This window comes from Bradyrhizobium sp. AZCC 1693 (assembly GCF_036924745.1).
In the GTDB taxonomy this organism is placed as follows: Bacteria; Pseudomonadota; Alphaproteobacteria; order Rhizobiales; family Xanthobacteraceae; genus Bradyrhizobium.
Window position 1 is genome coordinate 572,150 of sequence record NZ_JAZHSD010000001.1, and the last position, 21,999, is coordinate 594,148.

The 21,999-nt window shown below is 62.6% G+C and carries 27 protein-coding genes; 17 read left to right on the forward strand and 10 right to left on the reverse strand.

Translation table 11 applies throughout. The features are described 5' to 3' along the window. Positions 1-77: 77 nt before the first annotated feature. Positions 78-428 (forward strand): Lin0512 family protein, encoded by a 351-nt coding sequence (locus tag V1293_RS02760; protein WP_334506491.1) that lies wholly within the window; start codon positions 78-80, stop codon positions 426-428. Positions 429-541: 113 nt separating this feature from the next. Continuing rightward, positions 542-2,263, forward strand: coding sequence for a dihydroxy-acid dehydratase (gene ilvD, locus V1293_RS02765; RefSeq protein ID WP_334506493.1), 1,722 nt, complete (start codon positions 542-544; stop codon positions 2,261-2,263). Positions 2,264-2,317: 54 nt separating this feature from the next. Here ilvD and V1293_RS02770 read toward each other — a convergent pair whose 3' ends face one another. Together V1293_RS02770 and V1293_RS02775 are read right to left on the reverse strand one after the other, a co-directional pair. Beyond that, complete coding sequence (locus V1293_RS02770) at positions 2,318-2,848, reverse strand: GNAT family N-acetyltransferase (protein WP_334506495.1); 531 nt, start codon at positions 2,846-2,848, stop codon at positions 2,318-2,320. A 3-nt stretch (positions 2,849-2,851) separates the two neighbouring features. After that, positions 2,852-3,154 carry a type II toxin-antitoxin system TacA family antitoxin gene (locus V1293_RS02775; protein ID WP_334506497.1) on the reverse strand — a complete coding sequence of 101 codons (303 nt, stop codon included), beginning with the start codon at positions 3,152-3,154 and terminating at the stop codon, positions 2,852-2,854. A gap of 106 nt (positions 3,155-3,260) precedes the next feature. Between V1293_RS02775 and V1293_RS02780 the strand changes: the two genes are divergently transcribed. Next, positions 3,261-3,803, forward strand: a complete 543-nt coding sequence (locus tag V1293_RS02780) for a 2'-5' RNA ligase family protein (RefSeq protein WP_334506499.1) — start codon at positions 3,261-3,263, stop codon at positions 3,801-3,803. Positions 3,804-3,845: 42 nt separating this feature from the next. Here the strand turns inward: V1293_RS02780 and V1293_RS02785 are convergent, their stop codons facing one another. After that, positions 3,846-4,481 (reverse strand): HAD hydrolase-like protein, encoded by a 636-nt coding sequence (locus V1293_RS02785; RefSeq protein ID WP_334506501.1) that lies wholly within the window; start codon positions 4,479-4,481, stop codon positions 3,846-3,848. A gap of 21 nt (positions 4,482-4,502) precedes the next feature. Next, positions 4,503-5,375, reverse strand: a complete 873-nt coding sequence (locus V1293_RS02790) for an SDR family oxidoreductase (protein ID WP_334506502.1) — start codon at positions 5,373-5,375, stop codon at positions 4,503-4,505. A 78-nt stretch (positions 5,376-5,453) separates the two neighbouring features. Here V1293_RS02790 and V1293_RS02795 point away from each other — a divergent pair, with 78 nt between their 5' ends. After that, positions 5,454-6,158, forward strand: a complete 705-nt coding sequence (locus tag V1293_RS02795) for a glutathione S-transferase N-terminal domain-containing protein (protein ID WP_334506503.1) — start codon at positions 5,454-5,456, stop codon at positions 6,156-6,158. On the opposite strand, the gene V1293_RS02800 is transcribed toward V1293_RS02795, so the two are convergent. After that, positions 6,155-6,712, reverse strand: a complete 558-nt coding sequence (locus tag V1293_RS02800; protein WP_334506504.1) for a disulfide bond formation protein B — start codon at positions 6,710-6,712, stop codon at positions 6,155-6,157. The genes V1293_RS02795 and V1293_RS02800 overlap by 4 nt on opposite strands. A gap of 7 nt (positions 6,713-6,719) precedes the next feature. Further along, positions 6,720-6,878: a DUF5993 family protein gene (locus V1293_RS02805; protein ID WP_334506506.1), complete on the reverse strand. Its 159-nt coding sequence runs from the start codon at positions 6,876-6,878 to the stop codon at positions 6,720-6,722. Between the two features lie 112 nt (positions 6,879-6,990). On the opposite strand from V1293_RS02805, the gene V1293_RS02810 reads away from it, so the two are divergent. Then, positions 6,991-7,362 carry an ArsC family reductase gene (locus V1293_RS02810; RefSeq protein ID WP_334506508.1) on the forward strand — a complete coding sequence of 124 codons (372 nt, stop codon included), beginning with the start codon at positions 6,991-6,993 and terminating at the stop codon, positions 7,360-7,362. On the opposite strand, the gene V1293_RS02815 is transcribed toward V1293_RS02810, so the two are convergent. Together V1293_RS02815 and V1293_RS02820 are read right to left on the reverse strand one after the other, a co-directional pair. Next, positions 7,359-7,988 (reverse strand): hypothetical protein, encoded by a 630-nt coding sequence (locus V1293_RS02815; protein ID WP_334506510.1) that lies wholly within the window; start codon positions 7,986-7,988, stop codon positions 7,359-7,361. The two genes, V1293_RS02810 and V1293_RS02815, sit on opposite strands and share 4 nt — an antisense overlap. Before the next feature lie 6 nt (positions 7,989-7,994). Continuing rightward, positions 7,995-8,597: a PAS domain-containing protein gene (locus tag V1293_RS02820; protein ID WP_334506512.1), complete on the reverse strand. Its 603-nt coding sequence runs from the start codon at positions 8,595-8,597 to the stop codon at positions 7,995-7,997. A gap of 374 nt (positions 8,598-8,971) precedes the next feature. Between V1293_RS02820 and V1293_RS02825 the strand changes: the two genes are divergently transcribed. The 7 genes from V1293_RS02825 (at position 8,972) to V1293_RS02855 (ending at position 15,547) form a co-directional block, all read left to right on the forward strand. After that, positions 8,972-9,727, forward strand: a complete 756-nt coding sequence (locus V1293_RS02825; protein WP_334506514.1) for an ABC transporter ATP-binding protein — start codon at positions 8,972-8,974, stop codon at positions 9,725-9,727. Beyond that, positions 9,720-10,463 carry an ABC transporter ATP-binding protein gene (locus V1293_RS02830; protein WP_334506516.1) on the forward strand — a complete coding sequence of 248 codons (744 nt, stop codon included), beginning with the start codon at positions 9,720-9,722 and terminating at the stop codon, positions 10,461-10,463. The genes V1293_RS02825 and V1293_RS02830 overlap by 8 nt, the downstream gene beginning before the upstream one ends. 38 nt (positions 10,464-10,501) lie before the next feature. Next, entirely contained in the window at positions 10,502-11,722 is a 1,221-nt protein-coding gene (locus tag V1293_RS02835) for an ABC transporter substrate-binding protein (protein WP_334506518.1), read from the forward strand. 89 nt (positions 11,723-11,811) lie between these two features. Beyond that, positions 11,812-12,699, forward strand: coding sequence for a branched-chain amino acid ABC transporter permease (locus V1293_RS02840; RefSeq protein ID WP_334506520.1), 888 nt, complete (start codon positions 11,812-11,814; stop codon positions 12,697-12,699). Position 12,700: 1 nt separating this feature from the next. Further along, complete coding sequence (locus tag V1293_RS02845; RefSeq protein WP_334506522.1) at positions 12,701-13,669, forward strand: branched-chain amino acid ABC transporter permease; 969 nt, start codon at positions 12,701-12,703, stop codon at positions 13,667-13,669. A gap of 152 nt (positions 13,670-13,821) precedes the next feature. Continuing rightward, entirely contained in the window at positions 13,822-14,466 is a 645-nt protein-coding gene (locus V1293_RS02850) for a DUF47 domain-containing protein (protein ID WP_334506523.1), read from the forward strand. Between the two features lie 76 nt (positions 14,467-14,542). Continuing rightward, positions 14,543-15,547, forward strand: coding sequence for an inorganic phosphate transporter (locus tag V1293_RS02855; protein WP_334506524.1), 1,005 nt, complete (start codon positions 14,543-14,545; stop codon positions 15,545-15,547). Here the strand turns inward: V1293_RS02855 and sugE are convergent, their stop codons facing one another. Continuing rightward, on the reverse strand, positions 15,548-15,862 hold the full coding sequence (sugE, locus tag V1293_RS02860; RefSeq protein ID WP_334506525.1) for a quaternary ammonium compound efflux SMR transporter SugE: 315 nt from the start codon (positions 15,860-15,862) through the stop codon (positions 15,548-15,550). 154 nt (positions 15,863-16,016) lie between these two features. Here sugE and V1293_RS02865 point away from each other — a divergent pair, with 154 nt between their 5' ends. The 5 genes from V1293_RS02865 (at position 16,017) to V1293_RS02885 (ending at position 21,671) form a co-directional block, all read left to right on the forward strand. Further along, the gene (locus tag V1293_RS02865; protein ID WP_334506527.1) at positions 16,017-17,636 is read left to right on the forward strand and encodes a peptide chain release factor 3; all 1,620 of its coding nucleotides are present in this window, start codon (positions 16,017-16,019) and stop codon (positions 17,634-17,636) included. 306 nt (positions 17,637-17,942) lie between these two features. After that, positions 17,943-18,545, forward strand: a complete 603-nt coding sequence (locus V1293_RS02870) for a hypothetical protein (protein ID WP_334506529.1) — start codon at positions 17,943-17,945, stop codon at positions 18,543-18,545. Between the two features lie 87 nt (positions 18,546-18,632). Further along, positions 18,633-19,217: an NnrU family protein gene (locus V1293_RS02875; protein ID WP_334506531.1), complete on the forward strand. Its 585-nt coding sequence runs from the start codon at positions 18,633-18,635 to the stop codon at positions 19,215-19,217. A 1-nt stretch (position 19,218) separates the two neighbouring features. Continuing rightward, on the forward strand, positions 19,219-20,040 hold the full coding sequence (panB, locus tag V1293_RS02880) for a 3-methyl-2-oxobutanoate hydroxymethyltransferase (protein ID WP_334506533.1): 822 nt from the start codon (positions 19,219-19,221) through the stop codon (positions 20,038-20,040). Positions 20,041-20,051: 11 nt separating this feature from the next. Next, entirely contained in the window at positions 20,052-21,671 is a 1,620-nt protein-coding gene (locus V1293_RS02885; RefSeq protein ID WP_334506535.1) for a class I adenylate-forming enzyme family protein, read from the forward strand. Here the strand turns inward: V1293_RS02885 and V1293_RS02890 are convergent, their stop codons facing one another. Next, complete coding sequence (locus V1293_RS02890) at positions 21,672-21,971, reverse strand: hypothetical protein (protein ID WP_334506537.1); 300 nt, start codon at positions 21,969-21,971, stop codon at positions 21,672-21,674. Between the last annotated feature and the right edge of the window lie 28 nt (positions 21,972-21,999).

Sequence of the window (21,999 nt, forward strand, 5' to 3'; positions counted from 1 at the left end):
CGCGGTGGCCGCAAGCGAGGATTGAGAGAGCGGGCCTTCGTCGAATACGATCGCACCCAACGACAAGAGGAACTGCCATGGCACGCGTGCGCTGTATCACCGAAATGGGCATGGGCGTCGACGTTCACGGCCGCGACGCCACCAAGGCCGCCAGGCGCGCCGTCTCGGACGCCATCCGCCACTCCAGCCTTGGCTTCTTCCGGATGCTGGGCAAGACCGCCAACGACATGTTCGTCGAGGTCACCGTCGCGGTGCCGGACCCGGGCGGGGTCGACACTGCGGCAGTTGCCAAGGAATTGCCGTACGGCACCGTGAACGTGACGGCGGTCAAGGGCGGGCTGGAAGTGCCTGCCGAGAGCGGAAGCGATTCCATCATCATCGCGAACGCCGCCGTGATTGTGAGTTTCGACGACGGCAAGACTGGCTAAACAAGGAGATTGGCTAAACAAGACTGGCTAAATTCGTTTAGTGCCAAGCAGGCCGCACGCCTGGTCCGCGATCAACCAGAAGACGCGATGAACCAGAAGATCTGGAGCACCCCATGACGACGCAGGACAGCAGCACCTATTGGAAGCGAGGGCGGGTGGAGCTGCGCGCCGCCGGATTCGATCCGGACCGCGCGGCGGAGACCAACGCGGTGGTGACGATTGCCAGCGCCTGGACCAATGCCCATCGCTGCAACAACCGCGTGCGCGCCATTACCGATCTGCTGGTCGAGATCCTGGCGGAGCGCGGCGGGCAGGGGCTGATCGTCGGCGCGCCGGCGGTGTCGGATGCGCTGACGCAGGGCACGCCGACGGCGGGCTACAGCCTCGCCTCGCGCGACGTCGTCGCCGATTGCTTCGAGATCGGCCACTACGCGCATCACGGCGACGCCATGATCGTGATTTCCGGCTGCGACAAAACCGGCGCCGCCGCGCTTATGCCGCTCGCGCGCACCAACGCCTTTGGCCTCGTGCTCTATCCCGGCACCGGCACGCCGGGCCGCGTCTCGTTCGGGGCATGGGCCGGCAAGGGCAACAACATCACGATCCTTGATTACGCCGAGGCGCGCGCTGCAAACGAGTCCGGCCGCATCTCCGGCGAGGAGCTGCTGGAAGTCGAGCGCAACGTGATGCCGGGCAGCGGCACCTGCGGCGCGATGTTCACGGCCAACACCATGAGCACGATCGCGGAATCGATCGGCATGATGCTGCCGCGCGGCGCTTCGCATCCCGCCGACTACAACGCCGGCAGCGACATCCACGCCGATGTCCGCGCGCAGGCGCGGGCTTCGGTCGATGCCCTGTACCGGCTGATGGAGGCCGGCATCCGGCCGCGCGATATCATGACGGAGCGGGCGTTCGAGAATGCGATCACCACCGTCTATGCGATGGGCGGATCGACCAACATGTATCTGCATCTGCTCGCGGTCGCGCGCGAGGCGCAGGTGCCGATCACGATCGAGCGCATCCAGGCGGTCGGCGAGCGCGTCCCGCTGCTGGCCGATCTGCAGCCGCACGGCCCGTTCGCGATGGGCAGCCTGCATGCCATCGGCGGCGTGCCGGTGGTGATGAAGGAACTGCTTCGCGCGGGACTTCTGCATGGCGACGTCATGACGGTGACCGGCAAGACGCTGGCGGAAAATCTCGCCGATGTTCCGACGCTGGAGCAGATGCCGCCGCAGGAGATCGTCCTTCCGGTGTCGAAGCCGATCGCGCCCGCGAACAATCACATCAGCGTCCTCAAAGGCAATCTGGCGCCGGAAAGCTGCCTGCTCAAACTGTCGGGCAAAACCCTTGAAATGGGCCAGTTTCGCGGCACCGCGCGCGTCTTCGAGTCCGAAGCCGACACGATGGCCGCGATCCGCGCCGGCGAGATCGTGGCCGGCAATGTCATCGTGGTGCGCAATGTCGGCCCGGTCGGCGGGCCCGGCATGCCGGAAATGGTGATGCTGACGATCCAGTTGCAGGGGCGGGGCCTTGGCGAGGACGTCGCGCTGATCACCGACGGCCGCTTTTCCGGCGTCTCGCACGGCATCCTGATCGGCCACGTCTCCCCGGAAGCCGCGCGCGGCGGCCCGATCGCCGCGGTGCGCGATGGCGACGTCATCTTGATCGATCCCGGCGCCCGCACCGTGAATCTCGAAGTGCCGGCAGAAGAGATCGCCCGCCGCATGGCCGACTGGCGCGCACCGGCTTCGTTATCGGCGGTACGGCCGGGATCGGTGCACGACAAGTACATCCGGCTGGTGTCGTCGGCGCATTATGGATGTGTGCTGTAACTTTGCGGTGTGCCGGGTGCAGAGTCGGGTTCGAACTGTCGAACATCCAACAAGTCACGAGAGGTTTTGAGATGACGAGCCGGAAGGCGAGGCGATCGATGCCGCGATGTCGGCGAGAGACCTGAACAGGATCAGCGGATCATCCTTCGAAGGAATAAAGCCACGCCGCTTCCAAAAATGCGCAGCCTCGATATCGACGGCATTGACGATGAGGGCGCGTCCACCAATCAGGCTGGCCGCCATTACACAGCGTTGCAGCGCATGCTTGAGCAATCCAGTGCCAATTCCTTTGCCGATGTAATTCTGATCTGCCGCAAGCTGGCCCAGCAGCAGGCAAGGAACGGGATCAGGCGGTTGACCGGTACGGATCGATCGCGGCAACGTTGCAGGAAGAACCGCCGTAGGCGCGAGGCCGTAATAGCCAAGTACCCGATTGGCTTCATGTACGACCATGACGGCTGTGAAACCCTTCTCTTGATTGGAGAGCGCGCGTGTTTTCAGCCATCGATCCAGAGACGGCTTGCCACAGGAGAATTCAGAGACGTCGTGAGTCGCTGTAAGTGGCTCCGGCCCGGAAATAGCCACCTTTCACTTCTCGGCTTTTGCGTCCCTGGATTCCCACGGAGCGGTGCGTTGAAAGAGTTCGACCATTTCAGGTACCGGGCGCCCGGGTTGCGAAAGAACCTCCATGAAGGCCTTGAAGCCGGCCTGACTCATCCGGATGGGCGCCGCTTCCATTAGAACATCTTCCGCCGCACGTACCGCAGCCTCGCGCACGAAATCGGTGCGCGAACGGCCACGCAAGCTGGCCGCACGATCGATAATCGCGATGTCAGTTTCGGGCAGTCGCATCGATACCGGATGCTCTTTTCGCTTTATGACGCGCGACATTCGGAATCTCCTGTGGAAGAAATCGATATTTTCGCTGTATTGTATTTTACAATACGAACTTTTCAAGTTGTCAAGTGAGTTAGTTCATGATTTGTTCTAGTTTATCATGGACGAGTTTGCAAGCCGTAGTAGTGCCCGATTATTCCTTGCGGCCGTTCCCGATGCAGGCACGGCAGAGCGAATTCACCAACTGGCTGGCGCACTCAAGCGGGCGCATCATTTCGACGGCAAGCTCATTGCGCCCGAGCGGCTGCACATTTCGCTGTTCGCTCTCAGCGGGTTACCTGAGGGCCAGCTTTGCGCCGTGTGGGAGGCGGCCATGGATGTGCGAAACGAGCCGTTCGAGGTCTCGTTCGATCGCACGGCAAGCTTTCGGGCGCGGCCGGGCAATCGCCCGTTCGTCCTGGTCGGAGAGAAAGGATTGCGCCGGCTGCAGTCGTTCCGGCAATTGCTCGGCGCCGCGATGACGCGAAGAGGGTTGAGGCGGCTGGCCAACACGAATTTCACGCCACATGTCACGTTGTGGTATGACGCGCGTAGCGCAGACGAGTATCCAATCGAACCGATTGGCTGGACGGTTACGGAGTTCGTACTCGTCCGCAGCTTGAACGGCCACGAACACCTCGTGCGATGGCCTCTGTGGGTATGACAGGTAATTTGCGGAGTTATCCAGCGGACATTCCGCGACGTATTATTTCGTCATAGTGAGCCGTTGCGTCATCTCCTCGATCGAATTGAACAGATGCGTCGGTTCCGCCGCCTGCAGCGCGCTCGGAAGTGCGTAGCCCCAGGCCACCGCGCCGGAATCCATGCCGGCGGCTCTGGCCGCCTCGATGTCGCGGATCTCGTCGCCAATGCAGATGGTATCGGCTGGCTCCGCTCCCAGCCCTCGTGCGACCCGCCGAAATTTCCAGTGCTTGCCGAATATGGCGGCGCCGCAGTCGAAGCGAGTGATCAGGCTGGTGGCGGGTCCAAGCACATGCCGGACGGATGCTTCGCTGTCGGAACTGACGATGGCGGTCTTGATGCCGAGGCGTTGCAGGTCGGTCAGGATCGCCGGGATGCCGGCGAATAGCGATATCTCGCTCGCTGCCGCGAGCTTGCGCTTTCGCATGTCGCTGACGATGGCCGGCAGTTGCCACATGGATACGTTGAGCCGCGCCATGATTTCACGCGCGGACATTCCGCGCAGCCCTTCCACCTCGTCGTCGCGGACGGGCGCAAGATCGAACCGCGTGATCATGTCCTGGAACGAGGCACGAAACCAGGGAAGCGAGTCGGCCAGCGTGCCGTCGAAATCGAAAATGGCGAGGCGATAACGGGTCATGAGGAAAGGGCCTTCAGCGGGCTACTTGTCATCGCCGCCGAAATAGGCGGGCTTGCCCGTGGTCCAGGTCTCGCCCCAGAGCTGGCCGCCGCCGTCGACCGTCAGCGTCTCACCGGTGACGAATTTTGCGGATGGTCCGGCAAGGAAGACGCTGGCCTCCGCGACGTCCCAGGGCGATCCGACACGCATCATCGGGTTCGAGCGCGGGTAGGCCGCGCGTGCCTCAGGCGAATAGACGTTCCAGCCTTCGGTTTCGATCGCGCCGGGCGCCACGCAATTGACCCGGATGTTCAAGGGCGCCCATTCGACGGCGACGGCGCGCGAAAGCCCGATCACGCCGCTTCGCGCGGCAATGGTGTGGGCGATGCCGTAGAGGCCGTGCGTCGTGACCACCACGATGTTGACGATACTGCCGGGATGTTTGTGGTCGCGCCAGCGTTGCGCTGCGGCCTGCATCATGTACCAGGTGCCGTTCAGATTGGTGTTGATGACGGCGTTCCAGCCCTTCACGGAAAAATCGATTGCGGCTTGCGGAAATTGACCGCCGGCGCTGTTGATCAGGCAGTCGACGCGGCCTTGCGCGGCCCAGATCGTGTCGAACAGGGCGTTGACCGCATCGGGCTCCCTGATGTCGGCTGTATGCGCGGACGCCTTGAGACCGCGGCTCGCCAAATGGGCTACGAGCGCATCGAGCTTGGCTCCATCGCGCCCGACCACGGCGACATGCGCGCCCAGCCGCGCGAACAGCCAGGCGATCGCCCGCCCGATGCCGCCGGCGCCGCCCGTTACGACGACGACCTGATCCTTACATGCACCGGCCGCGAACATGGTCGGATGAGCCGCAAGCTCCTCATCGGTGAGGCCGAGCTTCGCCGGAGACGGTTGATCGGTCATGAATGGCGCGGACCCTTGTTATATGCGGCATCAGCCGTACATTAGCCGCGCAACAACAACCATGCAAAACGAGTTCTGATGTCCGAGCTCTCCGCTTTCCCGATCACCGCACGCTGGCCTGCCAAACATCCCGACCGCCTTCAGCTCTATTCGCTGCCGACGCCGAACGGCGTCAAGGCCTCGATCATGCTGGAAGAGATCGGCTTGCCCTACGAGGTGCATCTGGTCGACTTCAACAAGGACGACCAGAGGACGAAGGAATTCCTCTCGCTGAACCCGAACGGCAAGATTCCCGCGATCCTTGATCCCGATGGGCCGGGAGGAAAACCGCTGCCGCTGTTCGAGTCCGGCGCGATCCTGCAATATCTGGCGGAAAAAACCGGAAAGCTCCTGCCTGATGATCCGGCGCGGCGATACCAGGCCATCCAGTGGCTGCACTTTCAGATGGGCGGAATCGGGCCGATGTTCGGGCAGGTCGGCTTCTTCCACAAATTCGCCGGCAAGGAGTATGCCGACAAGCGGCCGCTCGAGCGTTATGTCGCCGAGTCGAAGCGCCTGCTGGATGTGGTGGAGACGCGGCTTGCCGGGCGGCAATGGATCATGGACGATGAATACACCATCGCCGACATTTCCATGCTCGGCTGGGTGCGCAACCTGATCGGCTTCTACGGTGCGCGCGATCTCGTCGCATTCGATACGCTGAAGCAGGTGCCGGCATGGCTGGAACGCGGGCTCGCCCGGCCGGCGGTGCAGCGCGGGCTCGAAATACCGAAGCGGCCTTAAGCCGCGCGCTTGAGCAGTTCGTAAACGACGGGATCGTCCGCGCAGGCGCCGAAGCCGCATTCCAGCAGCGTCGCCACCACGTTGGCCGCGGTGAGCGCGATCACGAGCCACACCGCGGTTTGCGCGAAGGCGCCGCCGGTGGCCGGCAGGATGGCTTTGTCCTCTTCGAACTGGCGGTCGAACAGCAGGACGGCGGCAATCAGGACGATGGCGGCAATGAAGCCGATCAGCGCCCACGTATAATAGTGATAGCCGAGCAGCGCCGAACCATAGCCGGCGTCGCCGGGCATGATGTGCAGCAGCACCTGCCGGGTCGACGCGACCGCGCCTGCGACCGCCGCCAGCAGCGACATCGCATAGTGGCTGGGACGCGGGCCGAAGCGGATATTGAGGATCGGCCCGACGGCCAGCGCCGCAAATAGAATACGCTGCAGCAGGCAGAGCGGGCAGGGCAGTTCATGCAGGATGAACTGCGCCGCATAGGCCGCAGCCAGCACCAGCGCCACGGCGTAGAGGCTGAGTGCATTCAGCGTGATGGCGCGCGTCTGGCTCATGCGTCCCTCAGAACGACAGTTTCAGTGTATCGGTCGCGTGGTGCAGATAGGTCGCGACGCAGGCGATCAGGACCGCCGCAAACAGCCCGAGCGCCAGCGGACGCGGACCACGCCAGGCGGCCAGCATCACGATGGCCGTGGCCAGAAACAATAGGGTGAATTCCATCGCCGGTCCTGACTTCGCGAACGATGGTCCAGTCTATGATAGATTCGCCGTTCCGCTTTGTATAAAAAACCGCCTGGCAGGACCAAAACGTCATTTCCGGAATGCATCGAAAATGCCCATCACCATCTACGGGATCAAGAACTGCGACACCATGAAGAAGGCGCGCGCCTGGCTCGACGACCACGGCGTGGCTTACGATTTTCACGACTACAAGCTTGCCGGGGTCGCCAAGGACAAGCTCAAGCAATGGTCCGACGAAGTTGGCTGGGAAACGCTGCTCAACCGCGCGGGCACCACGTTCAAGAAGCTGCCGGATGGCGACAAGGAAGGCCTTAACGAGCGCAAGGCGCTGGCGCTGATGCTGGAGCAGCCCTCGATGATCAAGCGGCCGGTGCTCGATCTCGGCGGCAAATTGCTGGTCGGGTTCAAGCCGGATGTCTACGGCAAGGAAGTGCCGTCCAAATCGCGCGGGCGCAAACCCTAATCGAGGTCGACGATGTTGTCGCGCAAGGGTGCGTCCGCCGGTGCCACGGCCGGCACGAACTGACGATCGATGATCGCCATGACCAGAGTCACCGGCTTGGCCTTTGGCCTGAGGCCCATGAGATTGCTGATCTTGAACCCGCCTTCGATGCTGATGCTCTTGAAGGATCCGACGATCTGCCTGACGACATTGCCGTCGCCGAGCGGCATCAGCAGCCGCTCGTAGGATACGTCCTTGCCGTCGGCATCCTGTACCGTCGAAATGGAATAGGTCGGCCGCTGACGGGTCACGCAAGCCCGGTACGAGGCAACGACGTTGGCATATCGCTCGGGGCCGATCGCATCGTCGAGATAGCGGTTGGTTCGCTGCGCGGGCTCGATATGGTCGCTGCCATAAGTGGTGGCGAGCCTGGCGCCCTCATGTGTGATCAGAAATCGCGCGCCACCGCCCTGGCCGACGACCTCATATTGCATCATGTCGACCAGTTCGTCGGCGACCTGCTCAGGCTGAAAATCGCCGGGCGGAGGCATGGTTCGCTGCTTGCCGGCCGCGCGCAGCCATTCGTTCAGCAGATAACGCTGCCTGATCGATTTGATGACCGAGGGATCCGCACTAGCAAATTCCATTGCGGCTTAACCGAATTCCAGCACGTCGCCCGACGGAATACGGCCGGGCGCGCGATGAAAGAGATCGCGGTCGATGATGGTGCGCAGCTTCGGCGCCGGCAGCTTGTCGTTTCCACGCATCAGATTCTTGATCTCAAAACCGCCATCCTCGCTGATGGTCTTCAGCGAAGCGACGATGTGGGTGACGCCGCCGCCATCGGAGAACGGCAGCAACAGCCGCTCATAGGCGACGATTCGCCCGTAGATGTCCTCGATATTGGCGATGGTGTAGGCGGGAAGGCGGCGCGCGATGCATTCATGATAGACCGGCAACACGATCGGAGCGAGCCTTGCGCCGAGATACTCGTCAAGATAGCGGCCCTTGCCGGTATTCCCATAAGCTGTCGACATCCGCGTGCCGTCGCTCTCGATGGTCAGGCGCGGCGGCTCAGCCTGCGTGTCGACGGTGTAGAATACCAGGTCTGGAAGTTCGTCCTCGATCCGCGCCGGCTGGTATTCCAACATGCGGGGGATCGACTGGTTGCGGGCGTATAGCCGCAGCCAGGTGTTCAGCAGGTCGCGCTGCTTGATAGATTTGACGACCGACGGTCCGGCGCTTTCAAATTCCAAGGCGGCAATTCCTGGCTATCTAAATCGCGTGATGATGCGGGCTGAGGCGGAAATATTATGTGAAAGCGCCTGATTGCAGCAGAACACCGTTAACGATGGCTTGCCGGAGAGAAGGTTGCGGTCGAAAGTGGGCGGCGCGCCGGCTGTGCCGGGTGAGCCGGGCAATTCGACTTATGGCGCATGCGGAACCGGCGCGCCTGCTTTGGCCGTGACTGCTTTCCGCCTTGCCTAATCCATCGCGTTGACGGCATATTCCGGCCCGGAGGCGGCGGGTTCGGGACGATTTCCAGGACGTCCAGGAGAGCCTGCCCGTACAGGGAAAAATTGGCCGCGCGCGAGCGAACTCGCGGAGACGGCTGACGGGGGAAATTTGTTTGGCTGATGAGTTCATTCTCGAAACCCACGGATTGACCAAGGAATTCGCGGGTTTCTTCGCCGTTCGCGATGTCGCTTTGAGGGTGCGCCGCGGCAGCATTCATGCGCTGATCGGCCCTAACGGCGCCGGCAAGACGACATGCTTCAACCTCTTGACCAAGTTCTTGAGGCCGTCGGCAGGCCAGATCCTGTACAAGGGACAGGATATCACCGCGATGGAGCCGGCCGACGTGGCCCGCCTTGGGCTGGTGCGTTCGTTCCAGATTTCAGCGGTGTTTCCGCACCTGACGGCGCTGGAGAATGTCCGTGTCGCGCTCCAGCGCCAGCATGGAAGCTCATTCGATTTCTGGCGCTCCAAGAGCGTGCTCGACCGCTTCAATGGCCGCGCCCATGACCTGTTGAACGACGTCGGCTTAAGCGAGTTCGCCAACACGCCGGCAGTCGAGATGCCTTACGGGCGCAAGCGCGCGCTCGAGATCGCGACGACGCTGGCGCTCGATCCCGAGATGATGCTGCTCGACGAGCCGATGGCCGGCATGGGGCACGAGGACATCGACAAGATCGCGGCGCTGATCAAGCGGATCTCGGCGAAGTACACCATCCTGATGGTCGAACATAATCTCTCGGTGGTGGCCAACCTGTCCGACATCATCACGGTGCTGACCCGCGGGCAGGTGCTGGCCGAAGGCAATTATTCTGAACTGTCCAAGGACGAACGCGTCAAGGAAGCCTATCTGGGGGCCGGTCATGCCTGAGTTGAAAATGGCCGAAGCTGCCGCCAAACCGGCGGGCGCGGAAATTCTTTCCGTCTCCGACCTGCAGGCCTGGTACGGCGAATCCCACATCCTTCACGGCATCAACTTCAATGTGAAGGCCGGCGAGGTGGTCACGCTGCTCGGCCGCAACGGCGCCGGCAAGACCACGACGCTGAAGTCGGTGATGGGAATTATCGGCAAGCGTACCGGTTCGATCCGTTTCAACAATGATGAGATCATCCGCGCCTCGTCCGACAGGATCGCACGCCAGGGCATCGCGTTCTGCCCCGAGGAGCGTGGCATTTTCGCAAGCCTCGACGTGCGCGAAAACCTGCTGCTGCCGCCAATCGTGCGCAACGGCGGGCTGTCGCTCGACCAGATCTTCGAATTGTTTCCGAACCTGAAGGAGCGCCTCAACAGCCAGGGCACCAAGCTTTCGGGCGGCGAGCAGCAGATGCTCGCGATCGCGCGAATCCTGCGCACCGGCGCGCGCTTCCTGATGCTGGACGAGCCGACCGAGGGGCTCGCGCCCGTCATCATCCAGCAGATCGGCCACACCATCGCGCGGCTGAAGTCGGAAGGCTTCACCATCCTGCTGGTCGAGCAGAATTTCCGCTTCGCCTCGACGGTGGCCGACCGCTACTACATCGTCGAGCACGGCAAGGTCATCGACGGTTTTGCGAATTCGGAGCTGTCGGCCAATATGGACAAGCTCCACACCTATCTCGGCGTTTAATCGGTACTACGGCTGCACTCTTGATTAATGGAGATACTATGAAACATCGGATTTCAGCTCTCTTCCTCGGCACGGCGCTCGCGCTTGCCGCCGGCGGCGGCGCCATGGCGCAGGACAAGACCGTCAAGATCGGCGTGCTCACCGACAATTCCGGACTTTACTCCGACCTTGGCGGCGCCGGCTCGACGCTGGCGGCGCAGATGGCGGTCGAGGATTCCGGGCTCGCGGCCAAGGGCTGGAAGATCGACATCGTCTCCGCCGACCACCAGAACAAGCCCGACATCGCTACCACCGTCGCGCGTCAATGGATCGATGTTGAGAAGGTCGATATCTTCGTGGATGTGCTGAACTCCGGCGTCGCGCTGGCGGTCAACAATCTGGTGAAGGAAAAGAACGCGATCATGATCAATACCGGCGCGGCGACGTCGGACCTCACCAATGCCCAGTGCTCGCCGAACACGATTCATTGGGTTTACGACACCTACATGCTCGCCAACAGCACCGGGCAGGCGCTGGTAAAAGCCGGCGGCGATACCTGGTACTTCCTGACCGCGGACTACGCGTTCGGCCATGCGCTGGAGCGCGACACCGCTGCGGTCGTTGTTAAATCGGGCGGCAAGGTTATAGGCACCGTCAGGCACCCCCTGAATTCGTCGGACTTCTCCTCGTTCCTGCTGCAGGCGCAGGCTTCCAAGGCCAAGATTATCGGCATGGCGAACGCCGGCGGCGACACCACCAACACCATCAAGCAGGCCGCGGAGTTCGGCATCGTTGCGGGCGGCCAGAAACTCGCTGGACTGCTGCTGTTCATCAATGACGTTCACTCCCTCGGCCTCAAGGTGGCTCAGGGGCTGAATTTCACGGAAACCTTCTACTGGGATTTGAACGACGGCACCCGCGCGTTTTCCAAGCGCTTCTCCGAGCGCATGAAGAACAAGGCAATGCCGTCCATGGTGCAAGCCGGCGTGTATTCGGGCCTGATCCACTATTTCAAGACGATCGATGCGATGGGCGGCAATCCGCATGACGGCGTCAAGGTGGTGGCGAAAATGAAGGAGGCGCCGACAGACGACCCGTTGTTCGGCAAGGGCACGATCCGCGCCGACGGCCGCAAGCTTCATCCCGCCTACCTGTTCGAGGTCAAGAAGCCTTCGGAATCCAAGGGGCCGTGGGACTATTACAAGCTGGTCGGAACCACCCCGGGCGACCAGGCCTTCCGGCCGCTTTCGGAAAGCGCCTGTCCGCTGGTAAAGAAGTAACAACGATGGCCCGCCGGCGCCGCGCCGGCGGGCCTCCTCTCGCGTCCCCACGCGATTCCGCGTCTTAAACGAGATTGAGTGCGAAACCGATGCAAGCTCTTTACGCCCAGCTTTTGGTGGGACTGATCAACGGATCGTTCTACGCGCTGCTCAGTCTCGGGCTCGCCGTGATCTTCGGCATGCTCAACATCATCAATTTCGCCCATGGCGCGCTCTACATGATGGGCGCGTTCTGCGCGTATTTCCTGCTGAACCTCACCGGCATCGGCTACTGGTGGGCGTTACTCGTCGCTCCCATCGTGGTCGGCATCTTCGGCATGATCCTCGAGCGGACCATGCTGCAATGGCTGGCCGGCCTCGACCACCTCTATGGTCTGTTGCTGACCTTCGGCATCGCGCTGATCGTGCAGGGCGTGTTCCAGAACTATTTCGGCTCGTCCGGGCTGCCCTATGCGATTCCCGATTACCCACAGATCGGCGAATGGCGCGGGCTGCAGGGCGGCATGAATCTCGGCTTCATGTTCCTCCCGGTCTACCGTGGCTGGGTCGTCATCTTCTCGCTCGTGGTCTGCATCGCGACCTGGTACCTGATCGAAAAGACGCGGCTTGGGGCTTACCTGCGCGCCGCGACCGAAAATCCGACCCTGGTGCGCGCGTTCGGCATCAACGTGCCCAGGATGATCACGCTGACTTACGGGCTCGGCGTCGGCCTGGCCGCGTTGGCCGGCGTGTTGTCGGCGCCGATCAACCAGGTGCGGCCGCTGATGGGCGCCGATCTGATCATCGTCGTGTTCGCGGTGGTGGTGATCGGCGGCATGGGATCGATCATGGGATCGATCATCACCGGATTTGCGCTCGGCGTGATCGAAGGACTGACCAAGTATTTTTATCCCGAGGCTTCCAACACCGTGGTGTTTGTCCTGATGGTGCTGGTGTTACTGGTGAAGCCAACGGGACTGACCGGACGGGCGGCCTGACATGAGCGCATTGACTGACGACACACTGCCGTTAACGCCGCGCGCGATGCGCGACGAAATGATCGTATTCGCGGCGATGGCGGTGCTGCTGGGGCTTGTGCCACTGACCGGCATCTACCCGTTCTTCGTGATGCAGGCCCTGTGCTTCGCGCTGCTCGCCTGCGCGTTCAACCTGCTGATCGGCTATGGCGGCCTGCTGTCGTTCGGCCACGCGATGTTTCTGGGCACCGCGGGCTACTGCACGGCGCATGCGCTCAAGGTGTGGGGTCTGTCGCCAGAACTCGGAATTCTGGTCGGCGTCGCCGGCGCCGCCGCGCTCTCCGTCGTCACCGGCTTCATCTCGATCCGCCGGCAGGGCATCTACTTCTCGATGATCACGCTGGCGCTGTCGCAGTTGCTTTACTTCATCTACCTGCAGGCGCCGTTCACCCATGGCGAAGACGGCATTCAGGGCATTCCGCAGGGCTACCTGTTCGGCATCTTCAATCTCGCCAGGCCGACGGTGCTTTACTACGTCGTGCTGGCCGGTTTCCTCGGCGGTTTTCTGCTGATCTACCGCACCATCAACTCGCCGTTCGGCGAGGTCTTGAAGGCGATCCGCGAGAATGAGCCGCGCGCGATCTCGCTGGGCTACAAGACCGACCAGTACAAGCTGCTCGCTTTCATCCTGTCCGGCACGCTCGCGGGCTTTGCCGGTTCGCTAAAGGTGTTTGTGGCACAAAATGCTTCGCTGACCGACGTGCACTGGACGATGTCGGGTGAAATCGTGCTAATGACGCTGGTCGGCGGCCTCGGCACCATCTTTGGCCCTGTTGTCGGCGCCTTCGTCATCATCGCCATGCAGCAATATCTGGCCGGGTTCGGCCAGTGGGTGACGGTGATCCAGGGCGTCATCTTCGTCGCCTGCGTGCTGACCTTCCGCCGTGGCGTGATCGGCGAGATCGCGCATTATTTGCGCCGATCCCTGTAAAAAGGCCGGTTTTGGCGCAGTTTTCGGCTTCACAAAGCGGTGGATGACCCGGTTCCCGAGTCGCCTCGTGGCGCGTTTTTCCCTCGAATGGTCTATGACAGCTTTGTGACAGGCCGCCTGGGCGGCCGTTTCTGAACGACGGAAAAATGCCCATGCTGCGCTGGTTTCGTGCCTTTTTGCCCAAGGAGGAGCGTTTTTTTGACCTGTTTGCTCGCCACGCCCAGACGGTCGTGCAGGGGGCGCTGGCGCTTCAGGACATGCTGCGCGGCGGCGACGAAACGCCGGTGTTCTGCCAGCGCGTCAACCAGTTCGAAAATGACGCCGACGGCATTACCCGCGAGGTGCTGACCGCGGTCCGCCGCACTTTCATTACCCCGTTCGACCGCGGTGACATCAAGAACCTGATCACGTCGATGGACGACGCGATCGACCAGATGCAGCAGACCGCAAAGGCGGTGGTGCTGTTCGAGGTCCGCACTTTCGAGCCGCCGATGCGCGAGATCGGGACCCTGCTGGTCGAGTGCGCCAATCTGGTCGGTCGCGCGCTGCCGCTGATGCAGTCGATCGGAAACAATGTCGCGATGCTGAGCGCCATTACCGAGGAGATCGGAAAGCTGGAGGGCCGCATCGACGATCTCCACGATATCGGATTGAAGGAACTGTTTCTCAAACATCGCAGCGGCAACACGATGGATTTCGTGGTGGGGGCCGAGATCTACAAGCATCTTGAGAAAGTGTCCGATCGTTTCGATGACGTCGCCAATGAGATCAACTCCATCGTGATCGAACAGGTCTGAGCATGATCCGGAAAAGTGGATACCGGTTTTCCGACAAGATCATGCTCAAGCAAGTGATATAGGGCAGGGCCATCACGTGGATGCCACCCTGGGTCTTCCGATTCTGGTCTTCTTGATCGCGGTCGCGCTGCTGTTCGACTTCCTCAACGGGCTGCACGACGCCGCCAATTCGATCGCAACGATCGTGTCGACGCGCGTGCTGCGCCCGCAATATGCGGTGATCTGGGCCGCCTTCTTCAATTTCATCGCCTTCCTGGTGTTCGGGCTCCACGTCGCCAATACGATCGGCACCGGCATCATCGAGCCGAGCGTGGTCGATGCCACCGTGATCTTCGCGGCACTTGTGGGCGCCATCGTCTGGAACCTGATCACCTGGGCGCTCGGGATTCCCTCGTCCAGTTCGCATGCGCTGATCGGCGGGCTGGTAGGGGCGGGGATCGCAAAAGCCGGAATTTCGGCCGCAGTCTGGACCGGCCTGACCAAGACGCTGCTTGCCATCGTGCTGTCGCCGCTGGTCGGGTTTCTGCTGGCACTGATGCTGGTCGCGATCGTGTCCTGGCTCTCGGTACGTTCGACGCCGTTTGCGGTCGACCGCGCTTTCCGCATCTTGCAATTCGTCTCAGCGTCGCTCTATTCGCTCGGCCATGGCGGCAATGACGCGCAAAAGACCATGGGCATCATCGCGGTGCTGCTGTATTCGCAGGGGCACCTCGGCGCGGATTTTAACATCCCGTTCTGGGTCGTGATCTCCTGCCAGGCGGCCATGGGCCTCGGCACGTTGATGGGCGGCTGGCGCATCGTCCGCACCATGGGGCTGCGGATCACGAAGTTGACGCCGATGCAGGGCTTTTGCGCCGAAACCGGCGGAGCGGCGACCCTGTTCATGGCGACCTATCTTGGGGTTCCCGTCTCCACGACCCACACCATTACCGGCGCCATCGTCGGCGTCGGCGCAGCTCGGCGCGTCTCGGCAGTGCGCTGGAACGTGGCGAGTTCGATCGTCTATGCCTGGGTGATCACCATTCCGGCTTCCGCAATCGTGGCGGCGCTGACCTATTGGGCGGCACTGTTGCTGCGCTGATCAGGTGACAAGCTTGAGCCCGACGATGCCGGCCACGATCAGCCCGATGCAGGCGAGGCGGGCGACGGTGGCGGGGTCACCAAATAGCGCGATGCCCAGGATAGCCGTTCCGACCGCGCCGATACCGGTCCACACCGCGTAAGCGGTTCCGATCGGCAGCGCTTTCAAGGCCAGACCGAGCAGGAGGATGCTGCCTGCCATGCAGGCGAGCGTCAGGACGGATGGAACGAGCCGTGTGAAACCCTCAGTATATTTGAGGCCGATCGCCCAGCCCACTTCCATGAGGCCGGCGACGAACAACACGATCCAGGCCATCACGACCCTCCGAACCAGGCAGGGTCGTCCCCGCGGATGAGCTGTGAATTGGAAGGCCGTCCTTCCGCTGCCGATATGGGACTGGTGAGCTGCCTCCGCAACCACCAAATGAGGCTTGATTAGCCCGGTTTTCCCTGCCAAACGCTCGAGCCTCATGTCCGACATTGCCGTCACCGCCGACTCGCCGTCCCGCTCGCCGCTCTCAGATGAAGTGGCGCGGCGGCGCACGTTTGCGATCATCTCTCACCCGGACGCCGGCAAGACCACGCTGACCGAAAAGCTCCTGCTGTTCGGCGGCGCCATCAATCTGGCAGGACAGGTCAAGGCCAAAGGCGAGCGGCGCAATACCCGTTCCGACTGGATGAAGATCGAGCGCGAGCGCGGCATCTCCGTCGTGACCTCCGTGATGACGTTCGAATTCGAGGGGCTCGTCTTTAACCTGCTGGACACGCCGGGCCACGAGGACTTTTCCGAAGACACCTACCGCACGCTGACCGCGGTCGATTCCGCCGTGATGGTGATCGACGCCGCCAAGGGCATCGAGGCGCGGACGCGAAAGTTGTTCGAGGTGTGCCGGCTGCGCGACATTCCGATTATCACCTTCATCAACAAGATGGACCGCGAGAGCCGCGATACTTTCGATCTGCTGGACGAGATCGAAAAGACGCTGGCGCTCGATACTACGCCGATGACCTGGCCGGTCGGCCGGGGGCGCGATTTCCTCGGCACCTACGACGTGGTCAATGGCGGCGTGCGCCTGCTCGAAGGCGGCGGCGCCAAGACCGGCGCGACCGAGCAGATCGACATCGCCGATCTCGCAGGCCGCAATGCCAATCTCGACGTCGCCGAGATCAAGGATGAACTCGCGCTGGTCTCGGAAGCCTGCAAGCCGTTCGAGCTGGAGGCGTTTCGCGAGGGCCATCTGACGCCGGTCTATTTCGGCAGCGCGCTGCGCAATTTTGGCGTCGGCGACTTGCTGGAAGGTCTCGGCAAGTTCGCGCCTGCGCCGCGCGCGCAGGATTCGAACCTGCGCAAGGTCGAAGCGGCCGAGCCGCGCATGAGCGCCTTCGTGTTCAAGATCCAGGCTAACATGGATCCGAACCACCGCGACCGCATCGCCTTTGCGCGGCTTTGCTCCGGCAAGCTGAGCCGCGGCATGAAGGCGAAGCTGGTGCGCACCGGCAAGAACATGAGCCTGTCGAGCCCGCAATTCTTCTTCGCCCAGGACCGTTCGGTGGCGGACGAGGCGTTCGCCGGTGACGTCGTCGGCATTCCCAACCACGGTACTTTACGGATCGGCGATACGCTGACCGAAGGCGAAGACATCACCTTCGTCGGCGTTCCCAGTTTTGCGCCGGAAATCGTCCGCCGCGTGCGCCTGACGGACGCGATGAAGGCCAAGAAGCTGAAAGAGGCGCTGCAGCAGATGTCGGAAGAGGGCGTGGTGCAGGTGTTCCGGCCGCGCGATGGCGCGCCGGCGCTGGTCGGCGTCGTCGGGCCGCTGCAGCTCGACGTGCTGAAGGCGCGGCTCGATGCCGAATATTCGCTGCCGGTGGAATTCGAGATTTCAGAATTCCAGCTCGCGCGCTGGGTCTCATCCGACGACCGCAAGAAGTTGGAGGCTTTCATCGCGGCCAACGGCTCCGGCATCGCCGATGACGTCGATGGCGATCCGGTGTTCATGGCCAAGAACGAGTTTTATCTCGGCTACACCCGCGAGCGGGCCGAGGGCATTACCTTCTCCAACGTCAAGGACGTGAAGAAGAAAGCGTAGTCGGATTCGCTTTTTCGCGCCAACCCCCGGCGTCGTCCTCCGCGAAAGCGGGGGACCCAGTACGCCGCGGCCTCTCCGTAAATCACTTACCGTCTCTGGAATACTGGATCGCCCGCCGGAGCCTGTCATCGGGCGCGCATTCGCGCGACCCGTTGGCGGGCGACGACGGGTGAGGCTTTGGCCAAGCGAGAAGGCCCTGATTGCGGAACTATCCCGCCATGAACGCAGGGATGTGAACGCCATCGGCCTTGATGCGGACCAATAGGCGCATCAGCTTAATCGGGTCGCCCGTGAGGACCCGGCTGCATGTTTCGACCAGCCATCGTCTGCCTGACCGTTATGTTCGTCGGGATGAGCCCCGCCAATGCCCAGTCGCGGCGGCAGATCGACGCGACGCCGTTTTCGCATGCGCCCTGCAGCGTGCTCGACGGCCAGCCGTGCACGCCCTCATTTTGCAGCGTGTTCAACGACGGACCGTGCATTCCCGAGATTGATTACCCGTACGGCCAGAACCTGCAACTCACGATCGAAAGCGTACCGCCGCAGGACCAGGCCGCGAAATACCGCAAGCCGGACCACGATCTCGATACGATCGGCGACCTGTTCGCGGCGCTGCGGTCCTGCTGGTCGCCACCGCCTTCCGACCTCGCACGGCCGGGCATGCAGATGTCGGTTCGCTTCAGCTTCAAGCGCTCGGGCGAGATCATCGCTACCCCGCGCGTGACCTATGCCACGGCCGGCGCCCCGGCAGATACCCGCGCTGCCTATCTGAAAGCGATCAACACCTCGCTCGCAGGCTGCACGCCGCTCAGGTTCACGTCCGGACTGGGCGGTGCGCTGGCCGGGCGGCCGATCGCCATCCGCTACGTCGACAACCGCGATTCGGCAAAGCAGGCGGAGAAGCCGTGACGACGTCCGCATGACGCATTGCGCACCAAGCCCCTAAAATGATACGCGATTGATCAGAACCAGCCGCGTAGGCAACGGGAGGACGTCATGGGACTGCTGGTGTTGATCCTCGGCCTGATCGTGTTCTTCGGCGTCCACACGCTCACTACCCAGCGCAAGCTGCGCGCGCAGGTCATCGCCGTGACGGGCGAGGGCGGTTACAAGATCGGCTATGCGCTGGCCTCGTTCGCCGGGCTTGCGTTGATCATCTGGGGCTTTGCCCATTATCGCGCAGCCGGCATGTGGCCCATTTGGGAGCCGCCGACCTTCCTCAAGCATATCGCCGTGGCCCTGATGCTGCCCGCGGTCATCATGGTGGTCGCTTCCTACATCCGCGGCCGGATCTATACGACGCTGAAGCATCCGATGCTGACGGGCATCAAGCTGTGGGCGGCGGCGCATCTGCTCGCCAACGGCGATCTCGGCTCGATCATCCTGTTCGGCTCGTTTCTGGCATGGGCGGTCTATGACCGCATCTCGCTCAAACATCGTTCCGACGCCGGCGCGCCGCCGATCCCCGTCGGTGGTCCCGGCAACGATTTGATCGCGATCGCGGTCGGCGTCGTCGCCTATCTGGCGCTCGCATTCGCGTTCCACCCGGTCGTGATCGGCGTCCCCGTGGTTGGAGCCTAGCATGTCGGTTCAGTCTGCCATCAAGCGCAAAACGGCGCCGGATATCCGCGCGCGCAAGAACGGCGAACCGATCGTGATGCTGACGTCCTACCACGCGCATACCGCGGCCCTGGTGGACCGCCATTGCGACGTCATTCTGGTCGGCGATTCCCTCGGCAACGTCATGCACGGTTTCGAAACCACCGTGCCGGTGACGCTCGACATGATGATCCTGCAGGGACGCGCGGTGATGCGCGGTTCGAAGCATGCTCTGGTCGTGGTGGATATGCCGTTCGGCTCCTATGAGGCCTCGAAGGAGCAGGCGTTTCATTCCGCCGTGCGGATATTGAAAGAAACCCATTGCGGCGCGGTGAAGCTCGAAGGCGGCGCGCGGATGGCGGAGACAGTGGCGTTCCTGTCCGAGCGCGGCGTGCCGGTCATGGGCCATATCGGATTGACGCCGCAATCGATCAACACGCTCGGATCGTTTCGCGCGCAGGGCCGCGACGAGGGCAGTTGGGACCCGATCCTGAATGACGCCCAGGCGATCTCGGATGCCGGGGCCTTCTCGGTCGTGATCGAGGCGGTCGCCGAGCCGTTGGCGCGGAAGATCACGCAGACCATCGCGATTCCGACCATCGGCATCGGCGCCAGCGCGGCCTGCGACGGACAGGTGCTGGTGCTGGAGGACATGCTGGGTCTGTCGCCTCGGACGCCGAAATTCGTTCGCCGCTACGGCGACCTCGGCCCTGCGATCGAAGCGGCGATCCAGGGCTATGCCCGCGACGTGCGTTCGCGTGCCTTCCCGGGCCCCGAGCATGTCTACGAGATGAAAAAGAACTGACGAGGCGCGCCATGGACTGGTCGCAGCACTCCATTCCGGCGATGCGGCTCGAGCCTCGCTTTGGCGATCGTATCGTTCCGGCTTTTTGCGAGCGCCCCAAAAGCATCCCGGCGATGGTGGCCGAAGCCGTGGCACGAAACGGCGATGGCGAGGCGCTGGTCTGCGGCGCCACGCGAATGACATGGCGCGAAGTTGCCCAGCAATCGGCGCAGATCGCCGCGGGATTTGAAAAACTCGGCCTGCAGCGCGGCGACCGCGTCGCGGTGCTGCTCGGCAACCGGATCGAATTCGTGCTGACGATGCTGGGCGCGGCCCACGCCGGGCTGGTGACGGTGCTGCTTTCGACCCGTCAGCAAAAGCCCGAGATCGCCTATGTGCTGACCGATTGCGGCGCGCGGCTGCTGATCCACGAGGCCGTGCTGGCCGACCGTGTGCCCGATGCGGGCGACATTCCCGATGTGATGCACCGCATCGCGGTCGATGATGATCCGCGGTTGTCGCGCTTTTCAGAGTTGGCCGATAACGCGAAGCTCGCAGCGCCGGTCGATGTCGGCGAAGAAGACACCGCGATGATCCTCTACACATCGGGCACCACGGGCAAGCCGAAGGGCGCAATGCTCGCCCATTGCAACATCATTCATTCGGCGATGGTGTTCGTGTCGTGCCTGAATCTGACAGCGGCCGATCGGTCGATCGCCGCGGTGCCGCTAGGCCATGTCACGGGCGTCGTCGCCAACATCATGACCATGGTCCGTTGCGCCGGCGCGCTGATCATCATGACGGAGTTCAAGGCGGCGGAATATCTGAAGATGGCGGCGCGCGAGCGCGTCACCTACACCGTGATGGTGCCGGCGATGTATAATCTCTGCCTGCTGCAGCCGGATTTTGACAGCTACGACCTGTCGAACTGGCGGATCGGGGGCTTTGGCGGCGCGCCGATGCCGATCGCCACGATCGAAAAGCTGGACGCCAAGCTTCCCGGTCTGAAGCTGATGAATTGCTACGGCGCGACCGAGACCACCTCGCCGTCGACCATGATGCCGGGCGAACTGACCGCCAGCCATATCGACAGCGTCGGCTTGCCATGTCCGGGCGCGCAGATCGTCGTGGTGAATGCCGAGGGCCGTGAGCTGCCGCGCGGCGAGATCGGCGAAATCTGGATTCATGGCGGCTCGGTCATCAAGGGCTACTGGAATAATCCGAAGGCAACGGCCGAAAGTTTTACGGCCGGCTTCTGGCACTCCGGCGACCTTGGCTCGATCGATGCCGAGAATTTCGTCCGCGTATTCGAGAAGGACATGATCAACCGCGGCGGCCTGAAAATCTATTCCGCGGAAGTCGAGTCGGTGCTCGCCGGTCACCCCGACGTGGTCGAGAGCGCGATCATTGCAAAACCGTGCCCGGTGCTGGGCGAGCGCGTGCATGCGGTCGTCGTGACCCGCAACGCCGTCGGGGCCGAGGTGCTGCGCGCCTGGTGCGCCGAGCGGCTGTCCGATTACAAGGTGCCGGAGACCATGGAGGTGCGGTCAGACCCGTTGCCGCGCAATGCCAATGGCAAGGTGATGAAGCGGCAGCTCCGCGAGGCTTCCGCGACGGTCTCGGCTGCGGCGCAGCCATCGGCTGGCCGCTAGTCAACCGACACGGCTGCCTACAAAGTCTTCCAGATAATCTGGAACCTTCTGCCCTTCGATGTCGCAGCGGCACTGGATTTCGCGTGCGACATCTCTCGATAGGTCTTCGGTCCAATGTTCGAGCGTGTTGAAGGCGACGACCTCGATCGGGTCGCGGAATTGGCCCGACAAAAGGTCGGCAACGATCGTTTCGAAATCAGTCCGCTCGACCTTCCGGACGATGGCGTCCGGCCCCGCTTCCAGGACGAGATAGATGGTTTGATCGGCGCCATACGGCACAATCGGCGGAAATCCGCGCATTGCCTGATCTCCCTATAACGAAGATTCA

Excerpts from the sequence above, each read along its gene's own strand:
- V1293_RS02760 (WP_334506491.1), top strand. The coding sequence starts at position 78 with ATGGCACGCGTGCGCTGTATCACCGAAATGGGCATGGGCGTCGACGTT.
- ilvD (WP_334506493.1), top strand. The coding sequence starts at position 542 with ATGACGACGCAGGACAGCAGCACCTATTGGAAGCGAGGGCGGGTGGAG.
- V1293_RS02775 (WP_334506497.1), bottom strand. The coding sequence starts at position 3,154 with ATGTCGCGCGTCATAAAGCGAAAAGAGCATCCGGTATCGATGCGACTG.
- V1293_RS02780 (WP_334506499.1), top strand. The coding sequence starts at position 3,261 with ATGGACGAGTTTGCAAGCCGTAGTAGTGCCCGATTATTCCTTGCGGCC.
- V1293_RS02785 (WP_334506501.1), bottom strand. The coding sequence starts at position 4,481 with ATGACCCGTTATCGCCTCGCCATTTTCGATTTCGACGGCACGCTGGCC.
- V1293_RS02790 (WP_334506502.1), bottom strand. The coding sequence starts at position 5,375 with ATGACCGATCAACCGTCTCCGGCGAAGCTCGGCCTCACCGATGAGGAG.
- V1293_RS02795 (WP_334506503.1), top strand. The coding sequence starts at position 5,454 with ATGTCCGAGCTCTCCGCTTTCCCGATCACCGCACGCTGGCCTGCCAAA.
- V1293_RS02800 (WP_334506504.1), bottom strand. The coding sequence starts at position 6,712 with ATGAGCCAGACGCGCGCCATCACGCTGAATGCACTCAGCCTCTACGCC.
- V1293_RS02805 (WP_334506506.1), bottom strand. The coding sequence starts at position 6,878 with ATGGAATTCACCCTATTGTTTCTGGCCACGGCCATCGTGATGCTGGCC.
- V1293_RS02810 (WP_334506508.1), top strand. The coding sequence starts at position 6,991 with ATGCCCATCACCATCTACGGGATCAAGAACTGCGACACCATGAAGAAG.
- V1293_RS02815 (WP_334506510.1), bottom strand. The coding sequence starts at position 7,988 with ATGGAATTTGCTAGTGCGGATCCCTCGGTCATCAAATCGATCAGGCAG.
- V1293_RS02830 (WP_334506516.1), top strand. The coding sequence starts at position 9,720 with ATGCCTGAGTTGAAAATGGCCGAAGCTGCCGCCAAACCGGCGGGCGCG.
- V1293_RS02835 (WP_334506518.1), top strand. The coding sequence starts at position 10,502 with ATGAAACATCGGATTTCAGCTCTCTTCCTCGGCACGGCGCTCGCGCTT.
- V1293_RS02840 (WP_334506520.1), top strand. The coding sequence starts at position 11,812 with ATGCAAGCTCTTTACGCCCAGCTTTTGGTGGGACTGATCAACGGATCG.
- V1293_RS02845 (WP_334506522.1), top strand. The coding sequence starts at position 12,701 with ATGAGCGCATTGACTGACGACACACTGCCGTTAACGCCGCGCGCGATG.
- V1293_RS02850 (WP_334506523.1), top strand. The coding sequence starts at position 13,822 with ATGCTGCGCTGGTTTCGTGCCTTTTTGCCCAAGGAGGAGCGTTTTTTT.
- sugE (WP_334506525.1), bottom strand. The coding sequence starts at position 15,862 with ATGGCCTGGATCGTGTTGTTCGTCGCCGGCCTCATGGAAGTGGGCTGG.
- V1293_RS02865 (WP_334506527.1), top strand. The coding sequence starts at position 16,017 with ATGTCCGACATTGCCGTCACCGCCGACTCGCCGTCCCGCTCGCCGCTC.
- V1293_RS02870 (WP_334506529.1), top strand. The coding sequence starts at position 17,943 with ATGTTTCGACCAGCCATCGTCTGCCTGACCGTTATGTTCGTCGGGATG.
- V1293_RS02875 (WP_334506531.1), top strand. The coding sequence starts at position 18,633 with ATGGGACTGCTGGTGTTGATCCTCGGCCTGATCGTGTTCTTCGGCGTC.
- panB (WP_334506533.1), top strand. The coding sequence starts at position 19,219 with ATGTCGGTTCAGTCTGCCATCAAGCGCAAAACGGCGCCGGATATCCGC.
- V1293_RS02885 (WP_334506535.1), top strand. The coding sequence starts at position 20,052 with ATGGACTGGTCGCAGCACTCCATTCCGGCGATGCGGCTCGAGCCTCGC.
- V1293_RS02890 (WP_334506537.1), bottom strand. The coding sequence starts at position 21,971 with ATGCGCGGATTTCCGCCGATTGTGCCGTATGGCGCCGATCAAACCATC.